Annotated in this window: 11 protein-coding genes; all 11 read right to left on the reverse strand. The window is 61.2% G+C overall.

Annotation, left to right across the window (positions count from 1 at the left end):
• Positions 1-82: 82 nt before the first annotated feature.
• The 11 genes from fliD to CAG11_RS08105 all read right to left on the reverse strand — a co-directional run bounded on the left by fliD (position 83) and on the right by CAG11_RS08105 (position 13,496).
• Positions 83-1,543 (reverse strand): flagellar filament capping protein FliD, encoded by a 1,461-nt coding sequence (gene fliD / locus CAG11_RS08055; RefSeq protein ID WP_085595891.1) that lies wholly within the window; start codon positions 1,541-1,543, stop codon positions 83-85.
• A gap of 81 nt (positions 1,544-1,624) precedes the next feature.
• Positions 1,625-2,011: a flagellar protein FlaG gene (locus CAG11_RS08060; protein ID WP_085595893.1), complete on the reverse strand. Its 387-nt coding sequence runs from the start codon at positions 2,009-2,011 to the stop codon at positions 1,625-1,627.
• A gap of 73 nt (positions 2,012-2,084) precedes the next feature.
• On the reverse strand, positions 2,085-2,936 hold the full coding sequence (locus tag CAG11_RS08065; protein ID WP_085595895.1) for a flagellin domain-containing protein: 852 nt from the start codon (positions 2,934-2,936) through the stop codon (positions 2,085-2,087).
• 236 nt (positions 2,937-3,172) lie between these two features.
• Positions 3,173-3,442, reverse strand: a complete 270-nt coding sequence (locus tag CAG11_RS08070; protein ID WP_085595897.1) for a hypothetical protein — start codon at positions 3,440-3,442, stop codon at positions 3,173-3,175.
• A complete protein-coding gene (locus tag CAG11_RS08075) occupies positions 3,439-4,728 on the reverse strand; it encodes a motility associated factor glycosyltransferase family protein (RefSeq protein WP_085595899.1) in 1,290 nt (429 codons plus the stop codon). The genes CAG11_RS08070 and CAG11_RS08075 overlap by 4 nt, the downstream gene beginning before the upstream one ends.
• Before the next feature lie 82 nt (positions 4,729-4,810).
• A complete protein-coding gene (locus CAG11_RS08080) occupies positions 4,811-5,737 on the reverse strand; it encodes a ketoacyl-ACP synthase III (RefSeq protein ID WP_085595901.1) in 927 nt (308 codons plus the stop codon).
• Between the two features lie 228 nt (positions 5,738-5,965).
• The gene (pseI, locus tag CAG11_RS08085) at positions 5,966-7,018 is read right to left on the reverse strand and encodes a pseudaminic acid synthase (protein ID WP_085595903.1); all 1,053 of its coding nucleotides are present in this window, start codon (positions 7,016-7,018) and stop codon (positions 5,966-5,968) included.
• On the reverse strand, positions 7,011-8,516 hold the full coding sequence (gene pseG, locus CAG11_RS08090) for a UDP-2,4-diacetamido-2,4,6-trideoxy-beta-L-altropyranose hydrolase (protein ID WP_085595906.1): 1,506 nt from the start codon (positions 8,514-8,516) through the stop codon (positions 7,011-7,013). Before pseG ends, pseI begins: the two co-directional genes overlap by 8 nt.
• Positions 8,513-9,220: a pseudaminic acid cytidylyltransferase gene (gene pseF, locus CAG11_RS08095; protein ID WP_085595908.1), complete on the reverse strand. Its 708-nt coding sequence runs from the start codon at positions 9,218-9,220 to the stop codon at positions 8,513-8,515. Before pseF ends, pseG begins: the two co-directional genes overlap by 4 nt.
• Before the next feature lie 84 nt (positions 9,221-9,304).
• Positions 9,305-10,474, reverse strand: a complete 1,170-nt coding sequence (pseC, locus tag CAG11_RS08100) for a UDP-4-amino-4,6-dideoxy-N-acetyl-beta-L-altrosamine transaminase (protein WP_085595910.1) — start codon at positions 10,472-10,474, stop codon at positions 9,305-9,307.
• A gap of 94 nt (positions 10,475-10,568) precedes the next feature.
• On the reverse strand, positions 10,569-13,496 hold the full coding sequence (locus CAG11_RS08105) for a TIGR00180 family glycosyltransferase (protein ID WP_085595912.1): 2,928 nt from the start codon (positions 13,494-13,496) through the stop codon (positions 10,569-10,571).
• Between the last annotated feature and the right edge of the window lie 16 nt (positions 13,497-13,512).

Below are 13,512 nucleotides of genomic sequence, written 5' to 3' on the forward strand. Positions count from 1 at the left end.
CGCAACGTCAAAAAACTTTAGGTCAAATGCAAAAGCCCGGAGCGCTGGGAAACGCTGCCGGGCTTTTGGCGCAGATTATATATCAGCCTTTCTTCTGGGCGTTCATGGCCTCGAACATGGAGGTGATGTTGCTGGCGGTAGCCTTCAGCTTGCCCACCAGGGTATCCATGTCGTTGTACTTCTTGGTCAGAACGGCCGTCAGGGTTTCAATCCGCCGATCCAAGGCTGCCTGCTGGTCGGCTAGCTTCTTCTTGGTCAGATCCAGGGTCTTGCTCCGAGTGGTCAGGATCCCCTCGCTCATCGTGCCGACACCCTGGGTGAACGGCTTGATGGCGCTGGTCATGCGGTCCAGCAGACCCGGATTGGTGCCGTCGCCGGTAAACAGCTTTTGCACTTCACCACCAAGCTTCTTGTCATTCACCGCCGCAGTGAACTTCTTGTCGTCAAAATCCAGGGCGCCAGTCTTCTGGTTGGTAGTGATCCCCAACTGCGACAACACCGTGAGCTTGTCACCGGCACCGACTTCCGACAGCGGCCCGCGAATGGCCGACAGGATCGAGCGCGGCAGCGGATCACCGGTCAGCTGCGCCGGAACGGTCAGCTTGCCGTTATCGTCCAGGGACGGCTTGGTCAGGGTACTGATACCGTTGACAACAGCGTTGTAGGCTTCGACGAACTTCTGGACCGAAGCCTTCAGGCCATCGGTGTTGGTCTTCACTTCCACAGTGATCGGAGCGGTAGTCTTGGCCACCAGGTTCAGCTTCAAGCCCGAAACAGCCTGGGTAACGGTGTTGCTCTTGCTGGTCAACGGCATGCCGTCGACGGTGAACTTGGCATCCTGGGCCAGGCCACCAATGGCGCCCGAAGAATCGGCCTTCATGGGATCGGCATCGCTACCTGCCGGCATCGGCTTGGTACCATCGATCTCCAAGCCGGCAATCCCGCCCACGGAGATATCCGAACCGGCGCCGGTCTTGTCCGAACCGATCACCAGGCGCGAACCGAAGGAGTCGGTGACGATGTTGGCATTGAACCCGGCCCCAGACAGCTTGGAGTCGGCGTTGATCGCATCCCGCACCGATTGCAGGGTCGCATTGGCCCCGACGGCCAACGAGTAGCTAGTGCCATTTTGAGTGATGTTCAAGGTACCACTCGGAATAGCACTGGAAGCTCCCCCGGCAAAAGCTTTGGTAGCTACTTTTGACGAAGTTGCAAGTTGCGAAACACTGACACTGTACTTACCAGCTACCGCAGCGTTGGTCGCAGTGGCATCCACGAACTTGGCATCGCTGGAAGTGGCGGCAAAACCGGCAAATGCGGGAGTAACCGCACTGCCCAAGCCAGTGACAGAGAGAGTGCTCTGGAGGGTCGACAACAACGACTGCAAGGTGCCGATACCGGAGATACTCGCGCTGTTATTCTCAGTCGCACGGTCGATCTGGCCCTGTTTGGCTGCCTTGTCGGCACTCACCAACGCCTTGACGATGGCACCGGTATCGAGACCGGAACCCAGGCCGGTACCCGGTAGAATTGGACTTGCCATGTGTATCTCCCTTCAGTGTGCCGCCAGTCTTTTGACCACCATTGCGATCAAAAGATCAGAAAACAATATTCGTGCCAGCCATCAAACCTTGGCGCTAAACAGTAGGCTGCTGGCATCGTTCAAGCTATTGGCCAGCTTCAGGACTTCTTCATTGGGGATCTGGCGAACCACCTCCCCCGAATCGCTGGCAATGACCTTGACTACAACCTTCCCGGAGGGCTCGTCGATGGAGAACTCCAGGTTACGCTTGACCGATTGAACGAACTTCTCGATTTCCTGAACGGCCATCTTCAGTTTTTCCTGTTCGGCCTGCGCCTCTTTCTTGCTGCCCTGCGTGGTCACAGCCACTTCAGGAGCGGCATGAACGACAGAAAGATCCTCTCGAGGCTTCTCTACCGGCTTGTCGACAACCGGAGTCGCGGACTTGGCCACGGGATAAGACAAGTTCAGCTTCACGCTCATATCCATGTCCACCACCTCTCAAAGTAAAAAGGCGAGAGAGCACGACCAGCGCACTCCCCCGCCAAAGCTTAGCCGGCTATTACTGAAGCAGCTTCAGTACAGCGGATGGCAGTTGGTTGGCCTGGGCCAGAACTGCGGTCGAAGCCTGTTGCAGAGTCTGCTGCTTGGTCAGCTGGGCAGTTTCAGCAGCGAAGTCGGTATCTTGTACGCGACCCAGTGCAGCACTGGCGTTTTCGTTGATGTTCTGCAGGTTGGAGATAGTGCTGGTCAGACGGTTCTGAGCGGCACCGAGGTCAGCACGGCTGGAGTTGATGGTAGCCAGAGCTTTGTCGATGGCGATCATCGCTGCCTTGGTGTTGGTCTCAGCGGTGGTGCTGTCGTTACCGGTAATGTTGATGGTACCGGAGTCAACGCCCAGGGTAGCTGCGTCGAAGCCGCTGTCCAGGGTGATGGTGATCTGGTTGGTAGCACCGGTGTTGGAACCGACCTGGAAGGTCATGGTGCCAGCGGAACCGTCGATCAGGTTCTTACCGTTCAGGTTGGTCGACTTGGCGATACGGGTCAGTTCGTCCGACATCTGAGCAAATTCTTTGTTCAGAGCGGTACGGTCTGCAGTGCCGTTGGAATCGTTACGGGACTGAACGGCCAGTTCACGCATACGCTGCAGGATGTTGGTGGATTCTTGCATCGCGCCTTCAGCGGTCTGGGCGATGGAGATACCGTCGTTGGCGTTCTTGATCGCCATGGTCTGACCACGGATCTGCGAAGTCATACGGGTAGCGATCTGCAGGCCGGCGGCGTCGTCTTTAGCGCTGTTGATCTTCAGGCCGGAAGACAGGCGAGTCATCGAAGTCGACAGAGCGTCGGAAGCGCGGTTCAGGTTTTTCTGAACGTTCAGCGACGTAACGTTGGTGTTTACTGTTAAAGCCATGACGAATTCCTCGTTGGTTGGGTACTGCGGCTTCCGGCCCTGGCAACCGCCGGGTAATGGCCTAGAGAACCTTCGTAATAGTTATCGTCGCGGATGCAAGTTGCTTTAGGGCTTTTTCAAAAAAAATTGCCATCACCCTGCCACCCCTTTAAATACAAGGGCTTAAGCCCACACGAACGAAAATCTGACGCCAGAAAAACCCACCCTGATCGACTCGCACCGCAACGCAGGAAACCTCAGCCGGCGAACCCGGCTTGCAACCACTCCACCAGTTCGTACTCCAGATAATCTGCCAGGCCCAGCCAGTCCTGCGCTTCCTGACAGGCCAACAGCAAGCCCAGCAGGTGGACCCAATCCTGCTGCACTGACGCGGCGGCGGTATCCACGAGCATCTGGACAGGCTCGAACAGCTCCACCATCTCTCCCGCTGCCTCGACATCACGTCCCAGCCGAAACAACTCGGCAACGCTCCTGGCACGGCCCAGCAAAGGCTCAAGTCGATTCATTGGGCAAAATCCACATGGAAGGTAGTCCCGGCGATCATCGCGCCATCACGACTGGTATTGAAGAAAGCCACCCCAGGCTGACTGCCGATGTAACGCTCCAGCTCACATAGATAACTGCGGAAGTTGAGCTGGGTCCTCACCCGCCGGCCATGGCCATCCAGCACCCAATGCTTGGCAGCACTGAGCTGCGGCCCCAAATCACCATCCTGCCAGCCGGCATGGGTACGGTTCATTGGAAAGGCGAAGTCCGCACCGAACAAGGTGATGCGCTTGCCACCCATCTTCACCGCCAGATCCACCGCCGGATGAATCACACTGCCTCCCGCGTGCAGCAGCGCCCGTGGCAAGCGCTGGCGCAGCTGTTGAAAAATCGGGCTGGCGGAATAAGCCACATAACGCGGCCCGCGCCACCCTTCGAGGACCAGTGGATCGGCCAACGGCAAGTAGACCAGGGTGGTGCCTTCACTGCCCTGGGACGGCAGGTGCCGACTGGAAATACGCTGATCGATGCTCAGCACCAGGTCAGGCCGGATACCCTGCTTGAGCAGCGGCTGATAGGCCGTGTCGACACAGATCAACAGCGGCCGCCGTGCCTGTTCACTCAGCGCACGCAGCGCAGCGAAATGGCGCTCCAGGCTCGGCCCGGTGGCAATCACGAAGACTTCCCGCCCGGCGCAAGTGTCGAACAGCTGGGCCACATCGCGATCACCCGCTACCCAGGGCTCCACAGCTGCCAAGCGCTCATTGATGGAGGCTGCATCTGCATTGAACAATCGGTTGTTGAATTCCAGGTGAGTCTCGCTGATCAACCGATCGCGAATCTTCGCGTTGTAGTCGTCCGCCAGCACCAACTCGGCAGGCAGCGCGAAAAAAGGCAGCTGGATCTCGTGCAAATCACCGGCATACAGCAGCTCCACCCGCGGATCAGCCAACCAGGCATCCTGCTCCAGCAATTGCAGCACCAGCTTGAACACCGCGCCGTTGAGAACATGCACATACAGGCGCTGTAACCCAGGGCGCGCCAGCAGCGCCTGCTGCAAATCGCCCAATCCACAACCATACACATGCAGGACTGGCTCGTCGGGCAGGCTGGCGGCCTGCAAACGGGCCTCGTGGGTACGGTCGTGGCGACTGGTGAGCTGGATGCCGGCGATGCTCAGTGTCGAGCCCAACCCCTCCACCAGGCTCGCCTGCAACGAAGCGCTATCCTCTGCCACCAGTCGCGCCAGCAGGGCTGGCCAGCGCCTTTGCAGCACCGCCGCGTTGTGTTCAAAGCTGTCGCTCATGCTGCCTCGCTTGCCGCAGGTACAAAAAAATAGCGCCCAAGATTACACCTTGAGCGCTACATGTGCTGCTACGGACCAGGTCTCAGGCGCGGTAGATGATCGCCGAACCCCAGGACAGGCCAACGCCGAAGCCACTCAGGGCTACGCGCTTCCAGCTCGAATCGAACATGTGCTTTTCCAGGAGCAGGGGAATGCTCGACGAGACAGTGTTGCCTGTCTCGACCATGTCCTTGACGAACTTGTCCGGATCGCCCTCGAAACGCCGGGCCACGGCATCGACGATGGCTGCACTGCCCTGGTGGATGCAGAACGCGTCGATGTCCCCAGCTACAAGGCCGGACTCTTCCAGCAACTCATGCAGATGGGCTGGAACCTTGAGCAGGGCGAAGTTGAATACCTGGCGACCGTTCATGAAGAACACACCGTCAGTGACCTTCAAGTGCGGCGCTCCGGAACCGTCGGTGCCGAATTTGGCCTTGCCCAGTTGCCAGGTTGCATCCTCGCCCAGCCAAGTGGCGGTGGCGGCATCGCCGAACAGCATCGTGGTATTGCGATCCTCGGGATCGACGATCTTCGAATAGGGGTCGGCGGTCACCAGCAGGCCGTTCTTCAGCCCCGCGGCCTCCATGAAACCCTTGATGGCATAGATGCCATAGACGTAACCGGAGCAGCCCAGGGAAATATCGAACGCCGCCACATTGGTCGGCAGGCCCAGCTTGTCCTGGACGATCGCCGCCGTATGGGGCAAGCCCTCTTCATCGCCGTTCTGGGTGACGACGATCAGCGCATCGATGGCTTCGCGCTTCAGCTCGGGGCTGGCGGCGAACAATGCATTGACAGCTTCGACACACAGGTCGGAGGTCTCTTGCGTGGCCTCCTTGCGTGGCAGGAAGGCCGAGCCGATCTTGCCCAGGATGAACTCCTCATCCTTGCCGAATTTTGCACCTTGTGCGTAATTGTCCAGGCCGGCTACAGGCACGTAGCTCGCAATGCTTTTTATGCCAATCATCACGGCTTCCCAATAATAAACAGCTCAATACCCCCGCTCAGTCGCCTGGCAGGGGCTGCCGAAAAAACACGGATAATTCCGTCGAGCACAGCGTTATCGGGAAGAACCAAGGGCTATCACGGACCTGGCACGCAGGGCTGGCGCCATCTTCCCGGGCCATACATTACAGTGAAGATGCACGTTCTGACCCGCAGGTCACGCCATTTTGCGAATCAGCGCCACAAAGGCCTATTCGACCAATGCCCAATCCAGCGCGGTCCCACGCTTGATCGCCTGGCGCGCCCGACGACCGAGCAGCGCGTCATAGTGCTTGGGGGCCAGCCCGAGCCCGGGACGAATGGCCCTCAGGTTATCGGCACTGAACACCTCCCCCGCCTGCATGTCCCGGGTGACATACAACGAGCGCCGATAGACCAGGGACTTGCCCTCGGCCTCGGTGGCGCCATAACGCACCTGCCCCATGGCCTGCCAGGCTCGCTCGGTTTCCACCACCAGGCTGGCCAACTCCGCAGGCTCCAGGGAAAAACTGGCGTCGACTCCACCAGCCGCCCGATCCAGGGTGAAGTGTTTCTCGATGACGGTCGCGCCCAGGGCCACCGCCGCCACTGAAACCCCAACCCCCATGCTGTGGTCGGACAGCCCTACTTCGCAGCCGAACAGCTCCCGCAGGTGAGGAATGGTCAGCAAGTTGCTGTTGATCGGAGAGGCCGGATAGGTGCTGGTGCACTTGAGCAACACCAGGTCCCGGCAACCAGCCTCGCGAGCAGCCCTTACGCTCTCATCCAGCTCGGCAATGCTGGCCATGCCGGTAGAAATGATCAGCGGCTTGCCCGTGGCCGCCACCCGGCGGATCAACGGCAGGTCGGTGTTTTCGAAACTGGCGATCTTGTAGGCCGGGACACCGAGCCCCTCCAGGAAGTCCACCGCGCTCTCATCGAAGGGCGTGGAAAACGCCAACATGCCCAAATCCCGGGCCCGGGCGAAGATCGGTTCGTGCCACTCCCACGGGGTGTGGGCCTGGCGATACAACTCGTACAACGAGGAGCCCGCCCACAGGCTGCCTGGGTCCTTGATGAAGAACTCGCCCTGATCCAGGTCCAGCGTCATGGTATCGGCGGTATAGGTCTGCAATTTCAATGCATGGGCTCCAGCCCTGGCGGCCGCCTCGACAATCCGCAACGCCACATCCAGCGACTGGTTATGGTTGCCGCTCATCTCGGCGATGATCAACGGCGCGGCGCCAGCACCCACTGGGCGCGAACCGATCTTGAAGCTAGTCATCCAGATGTTCCTTCAGTACACGGGTGAAATCGCAAGCGCCCTGCTGATAGCCAGCCCGGCGAAACAGCGCAAGCGAAACCTGATTTTCCGCCATGACATGGGCCCGCAAGCGCTCCACCCCAGGCCAATGCTGCGCCAACCAGGCTTCGCCTCGCTCCAGCAAGGCCCGCCCCCACCCCAGGCCAAAGCGTCCGGCGAACAGATAGACCGAGACTTCGGCCTCAAGACCTCCACGGTCATAACGCAACACACCCACAGGCCCATCGGCCAGTTCGCCGATCAACAACCGGCGCTCGGGGTCGGCCAGGCACGCTTGCAACCACCGCACATGCGCCGGCCAATCCAGCGCCTCGGGCTGCCAGGACCAACGTCTGACCGATTCATCCTGGCGGCCATCGAACAACAAGCGAGCATCCTCGAGGGTCGCTGGCCGCAAGCGCAGCGCGGCGGCGAACAGCGCGGCGGCCACCCGCTCGACGCCTCGCCCGTCCACCAACTGGCGCCCACGGGCGGCCAGACTATGGCGCAACCCCGGATTGCCCAGCAACAGCACCAGGGCCTGGCGGATCTGCTGGACACTCACCCCCTCGCACGGCCCCAGGTACAGGTGGGCCCCCGCCTCGGCCAGCAATCGGGCATTGAGCTCCTGGTTGCCAGCCACCGTGATGCACAGCGTCGGCAGGCCAAGCACGGCTCGCTCCCAACTGGTGCCGCCACCCGCCCCCAGGCACACATCGGCACCGGCCATCAGTTCAGCGAAATTCTCCACATAGCTGTGCAGGCGCCAGTTATCCTTGCCGGCGCTCAGCGCTTGCATGGCTTGCCAATCGGGGTTGCCGCTGCCAGCGACAAAATCCACCTGCAGCTCCTGCATGTCGACCAAGGCTTGCATGGCCTTGTAGGTCTGGCCGGCGGCATCGAAACCACCGAAGTTCACCAGCACCCGCAGTGCCCGGGGACGAATGGCGATGGCCGGCCGGCGAAACTCCTCGCGCAACATCGCAAAACGCGGACCGAACAAGGTCCGGCAAGCCGGATCATGCAAACCTTCATAGGCTTGGGCAGTTCCACTGAAGTTCTGGTCCAACAACAGGTCCACGGCATGCCGCCGATTGGCCAGGTCGTCGATCGCCGCTATGCGCGGCGCCCAGCGGCGCGCGGCGACCTGCCAGCGATGATCGAGAGCATAGTGGTCCACCAGCACCCAGTCGAAGCCTGGAGCGCAGCCCAATGCCTCCGCCAGGGCCGCGATATCCGCCTGCCAAGGCAACAACGCCTCGATATCCGCCTCAGGCTGCTCCCCTGGATAAAGGCCAGGCAGCTGGAAAGTGGCAAACCCCTCGGCCTGCAAGGCGGCCAGGCGCTGACCAGGCAGATCGCGGCAAGCGAAGGCCACTTCAGCCCCCTGCCGGCGCAACACTCGGGCCAGGGTCAGGCAACGCGCCACATGCCCGCTGCCGATGGCCGCTGAAGCGTCCGCGCGGATCAACACTCTCACTCCAGCTCCCCCCCGGCCTTGAGCGCGGCATACAGGTACTCGGCGCGCTGCCAGTCTTCCTGGGTATCGATGTCTTGTACCAGGTGGCGTGGCAACACCACCGGCAGACTGCAGGGCGAGAACAGCATCTGGCCCTGCAACCAGGCCCTGGAGCGCCCCCAATAGAATTGCCCGGCATCCTGGTAGGCTTCCGGCAGATCCTGGGAGCGCACTTGGCGAAACTCGGGATACAGCGCCTGCAAGGCACCGTCCTGGTTTAGCGTCAGGGCCCGCTGGACCGGAAAGCCGAAGCCACAGACCGAGAAGGCGAAGGCCTTGTCCGGATGAGCCATGAGCAATTCAAGGCCCTGGCGCAGGTAGCGCTGCTGCAGCAACGGCGCGGTGGCGTAGATGCAGCAGGCGTAGTCGTAGCTGCGCCCTTGCTCCTGCAAGGCTTGCAGGGCATGGGCGATCACGGCGCCGGTGCCAGTGAAGTCATCCGCCAGGCTCTCGGGGCGAAAAAAGGGCACCTGGGCCCCACAAGCGATGGCCAGCTCGGCGATCTCCTGATCCTCGGTACTGACCACCACCTGCTCGAATAAACCTGACTGCAATGCCTTGTCGATGGACCGGGCGAGCATCGGCACGCCGTCGAATGGCTTGAGGTTCTTGCGCGCGATACGTTTGCTGCCACCGCGCGCAGGAATCAGTGCCACACAACTCACAAGCCTGGTCCCCCGCCATTCATCACTGCCACCAGCAACCGGCGCCCCATGCTTCGTCATTTCGCCCCACCGCACCATGCCCGCTCAATCCAGTATCCGCCGCAAGTGTCCCACCACTTCATCCTGCAACTCTTCGCTCAGTTCCGGGAACAGCGGCAAGCTCAAGGCCTCCAGGAAATAGCGCTCGGCCTCGGGAAAATCTCCCGCGGCAAACCCCAGCTCCTGGTAATAGGGCTGCAGGTGGACCGGGATGTAATGCAAGTTGACCCCCAAGCCTGCCGCCCTCAGCGCCTCGAAGACCTGGGCCTGGCTCAGCCTGATACGCGCCAGATCCAGGCGCACCACATACAGATGCCATGCCGACTCGGCTCCATCCTGGGCGACCGGCAGGATCAACGGCAGGCCAGCCAGCAGCTCCTGGTAGCGTGCCGCCAGCTTGCGACGCCGGGTAACGAACTCATCGAGCCTGGCCACCTGGGAGAGCCCAAGGGCGGCATGCAGGTCGGTCATCCGATAATTGAATCCCAGCTCCAGTTGCTGGTAGTACCACAGCCCCTTTTCCACGACCTGCATCGCTGCCGGGTCACTGGTGATCCCGTGGCTGCGCAGGCGACGCAGGCGCTCGGCCAGATCCTGGCGATTGGTCAGCACCATCCCGCCTTCGGCACTGGTGATGATCTTCACCGGATGAAAACTGAAGATGGTCATCGCCGCATAAGCGCCACAACCCACTGGCCGCCCCATGTAGGAAGCTCCCACGGCATGGGCCGCATCCTCGATCAGGAGAAACCGGTAACGTTCGGCAAGCCTGGCGATAGCTTGCAGGTCAGCGCTTTGACCAGCGAATGCCACCGCCACCACCACCTTGGGCAAGGTCCCTGCGCGCTCCGCTGCCTCCAACTTGCGCGCCAGCAACTGCGCATCCATGTTCAAGGTCCGTGGGTCGATGTCCACGAAATCCACTTGGGCCCCGCAGTAGCGCGCGCAGTTGGCCGACGCAACGAAGGTATTGGGGCTCGTCCACAACCAGTCTCCCGGCCCCAGGTCCGCAGCCAGGCAAGCGATGTGCAACGCCGCCGTGGCGTTGCACACCGCCACGGCATGCTCGGCCTGGCAGTATTCGGCCAGGGCCCGCTCGAAGCGCTCGATAGTCGGTCCTTGAGTCAGCCATGGAGACTTGAGCACCTCCACCACCGCATCGACATCAGCCTGGTCGATGCTCTGGCGCCCATAGGGGATCCGGTACGGGCTCAAGATGGCAACCCATCGCGAACTGCCGCACTCAAGCCTGGAAGCACAAGACGCAACATCCACAGGTGATCGGACATATGAAAATCCCTCAGGGCAATCAATTGGCAAGCAGTTGCGGCCAGTCCACCCGACCCTCGGTCTTCAGGGTGAAGCCAGCGCCGGTCAGCGCCAGGTTTTCGTTGTAGCTGGTATCCAGGGCAAAGCGCTCCGCCCACTTGTCACGCAGCGCTGCGCCAGCCTGCGAATCATCGGCCAGGGTTCCCGGGTGCAGGATTTGCGCCTGCGGCGTGAGCACGGTGAGGTAACCGGCGGCAGCGGTTTTCAAGCACAGGTCGACATCGGCGAAAGCCTGCTCGAAGTGCTCTTCGTCCAACCCACCCACGGACTCGTAGAGCGCCTTGGCGATCATCAGGCAGATGCCGGACACCGCCGAGTAGTTCTTCTCCGCCCACAGGCTATTCATGTAGCCCGATGCATCCTTGGCTGCACCGGCGAAAGCCGCCCCCAGATGGCCATTGAGCCCTAGCACCAGACCAGCCTGGGTCGTCATGCCCCGCTCGTTGACCAACCGTGCCCCCACCACTCCGACTTCCGGACGCTGGGCCTGGTTGAGCAAGCTTTCCATCCAGTTGGCGTTGACCACCTCGGCATCGGACGACAGCAGTACCAGGTACTCACCCTTGGCCTCGCGAGAAGCGGCGTTGTACAGCGCCGAGCGGCTCACGCGGTGCGCGTTGCGCAGTACACGGATGCGCTCGCCGCGGCTCTCGAGGCTGGCCAGCCAGCTGTCGAGCTCGGCGTCCTGGCTGTGGTTCTCGGCTATCAGCACTTCGTAGCGTTGGTAGCGAGTGCGTTGCAGTACGCTCACCAGGCAACGCTGCAACTGGGCGAAGTTGTCCTGGCTGGCCAGGATGATGGACACCAGTGGACGCTCGGCATGCTGGTAATCGATCTGGTAGGTGCCCGGCTGCGCCGAACTGACCTGGGCGCGATAGCCACGATTGGCCAGATGGCGAGTCAACACCTGGCGCTCCTCGGCATTATCCCCGGCCTGCTCGGCCTGGCAGATCAACAACGGCTCGGCCAGGTGAGCCAGGCCCGCAAGGCCACCGTCCTCGATCAGGCGCAAGATCAGGTCCAGTTCGATGGCCTTGGGGAACTCCCGACTGAATCCTCCTGCCTGCACCATGGCCTCACGCTGGAACAGCCAGTGGCGGGCCATCAATCCCGGGGCGCTCTGCAGCAGGTCCAGGTTCACTCCTGGACGGAACACCGAACTCAGGGAACCATCGGCCTGCCGCTGCAACTCATCCATCGCCACTGCCCTGATGCCTTCAGCCCCCATCAACTCGAGGCTGGCGCGCAATAGCCCACTGTTTGCCAGCTGGTCTCCTGCTTCCATCAATACGACCCAGTCGGCGGCGGACTGCGCCACAACCTGATTGAGACACTCGATATGGCTGCCGATATCGACCTTGATGAAATGCACGGTGTCTCGCGCAGTGGTAACGGCCGGCAGCGCACCAGTGGTCAGGACCGTCAGCTTGAAGGCCTTGCAATGATTGGCCATCAAGGAGTCGAAAGTAGCCTGCAACTTGACCATATCGGCATCCAGATCAAGCAGCAGGATCTGAAATTGCGGGCCACCAGCGCGCTTGCCCAGGCGGTTGGCAATGAACTTGAGCTGGCCCGGCTTGGGGTTGCGCCCCTCCAGCCAACTGAGCAGTTGGCCAGAACGGGTGCCGGTAAACAATTCGCGATTATTGGTCGCCGGCAAAGCTTCGAGCCGCGCCGACCATGCCTGTAACTGGCGGTATACCTCGGCCTCATCGGTATTACGCATGGACTCGGCCAAGCGCTTGACGACAGTGGCGTGGAACAGGTTCAGCTCCAGGGCCTCCCACAAGCGGCTGCGAATGGTCTTGGCGTTGTCGTTGGGATGGACCCGCAACAGCTCTTCCTGACGCAGCAGCACACCTTCCAGGGCATCGAGTTGCCGCGGGCTCGCCGGCATGGCATGCATCAGGAACTCGATATCCGCCAGCAATTCGAACACTGACTGGTTATAGAACGGCAGCTCGACAAATTGCTCAGGCTCGAAGGACCGCACGGGCGGCTTGCCCATCTCGCTCCAGGTCGAACGGAAGACCATCGGGCTCTTGAGCGCACGGCCACTGGCGAAACATTCGGCCAAAGCCTCGAAACTATCCAGGACCGCCTGCTTGACCGGCAGTGCTGGCAAACCAGGAAACTCGCAAGGCAAAGCACCGAGCAGCTCGGCGAACTGCTCCCGCTGGGCCTGGGCGCCAGCATCCTTGCGCGCCAGCATGGCTTGCAACTGGGCATTGCAATCGGAAACACCGTTTCCAAGGGCACGGACGACGAAAGGCACCGGCAACACACGGGCCTTGGCACTCGCCAACAAGTAAAAGGCGCGGCCGATTTCCTGCAGCTCAGGCCCTGTGCCCGGTGGCAGGTGGGCGTACCACTGGCGCAGCAGTTGAGTCCGGACGACTGCATTGAACGGTGCCAGGAAATTGCCCATGAAACCCAGGACCCGCGCGCGAGGATCCTCGCTGGAGAAGTCCTCGATACCCTTGCGATCGCGCAGGTAGTAACGGGTCTCAAGGCCCTGCGCCGAATACATCAGCCCATAACCATGGCAGAAACCATATCCGGCGTGAGCTTCCAGGAACTCCAGGGCTTGCCCAACCCCATCACGAATCAGGAAATCATCATCATTGACGAAGGCCATGTAGGGCGTTGCAACCAGCTCCGCGCCTTGGGCCAGCTTGGCCTGCAGATCAAGTTGCGGCAGATGCCGATAGCCGATCCCGGGAAACTCCCGGGACAGAGTCGTGTCGGGTTCCTCGGACGAATCCAGGACCAGGATCGAGCACGAATAGGCCTTGTAGTACTGCAAAGCCCGCCGCACAAGCGCCTTGGAGTTGTGGGTCAACACCACCAGCGTGAAGCCCTCACTGAGTGGGAATGCATCATCGCCTGCCTTAACTTGAACCCGCATCTGTCTTTTCCTCATC

Source organism: Pseudomonas sp. B6(2017), from assembly GCF_002112765.1.
GTDB lineage: Bacteria > Pseudomonadota > Gammaproteobacteria > Pseudomonadales > Pseudomonadaceae > Aquipseudomonas > Aquipseudomonas piscis.

Coding starts and splice junctions, on each gene's coding strand:
- fliD (WP_085595891.1), bottom strand. CDS start 1,543: ATGGCAAGTCCAATTCTACCGGGTACCGGCCTGGGTTCCGGTCTCGAT.
- CAG11_RS08060 (WP_085595893.1), bottom strand. CDS start 2,011: ATGGATATGAGCGTGAAGCTGAACTTGTCTTATCCCGTGGCCAAGTCC.
- CAG11_RS08065 (WP_085595895.1), bottom strand. CDS start 2,936: ATGGCTTTAACAGTAAACACCAACGTTACGTCGCTGAACGTTCAGAAA.
- CAG11_RS08070 (WP_085595897.1), bottom strand. CDS start 3,442: ATGAATCGACTTGAGCCTTTGCTGGGCCGTGCCAGGAGCGTTGCCGAG.
- CAG11_RS08075 (WP_085595899.1), bottom strand. CDS start 4,728: ATGAGCGACAGCTTTGAACACAACGCGGCGGTGCTGCAAAGGCGCTGG.
- CAG11_RS08080 (WP_085595901.1), bottom strand. CDS start 5,737: ATGATTGGCATAAAAAGCATTGCGAGCTACGTGCCTGTAGCCGGCCTG.
- pseI (WP_085595903.1), bottom strand. CDS start 7,018: ATGACTAGCTTCAAGATCGGTTCGCGCCCAGTGGGTGCTGGCGCCGCG.
- CAG11_RS08105 (WP_085595912.1), bottom strand. CDS start 13,496: ATGCGGGTTCAAGTTAAGGCAGGCGATGATGCATTCCCACTCAGTGAG.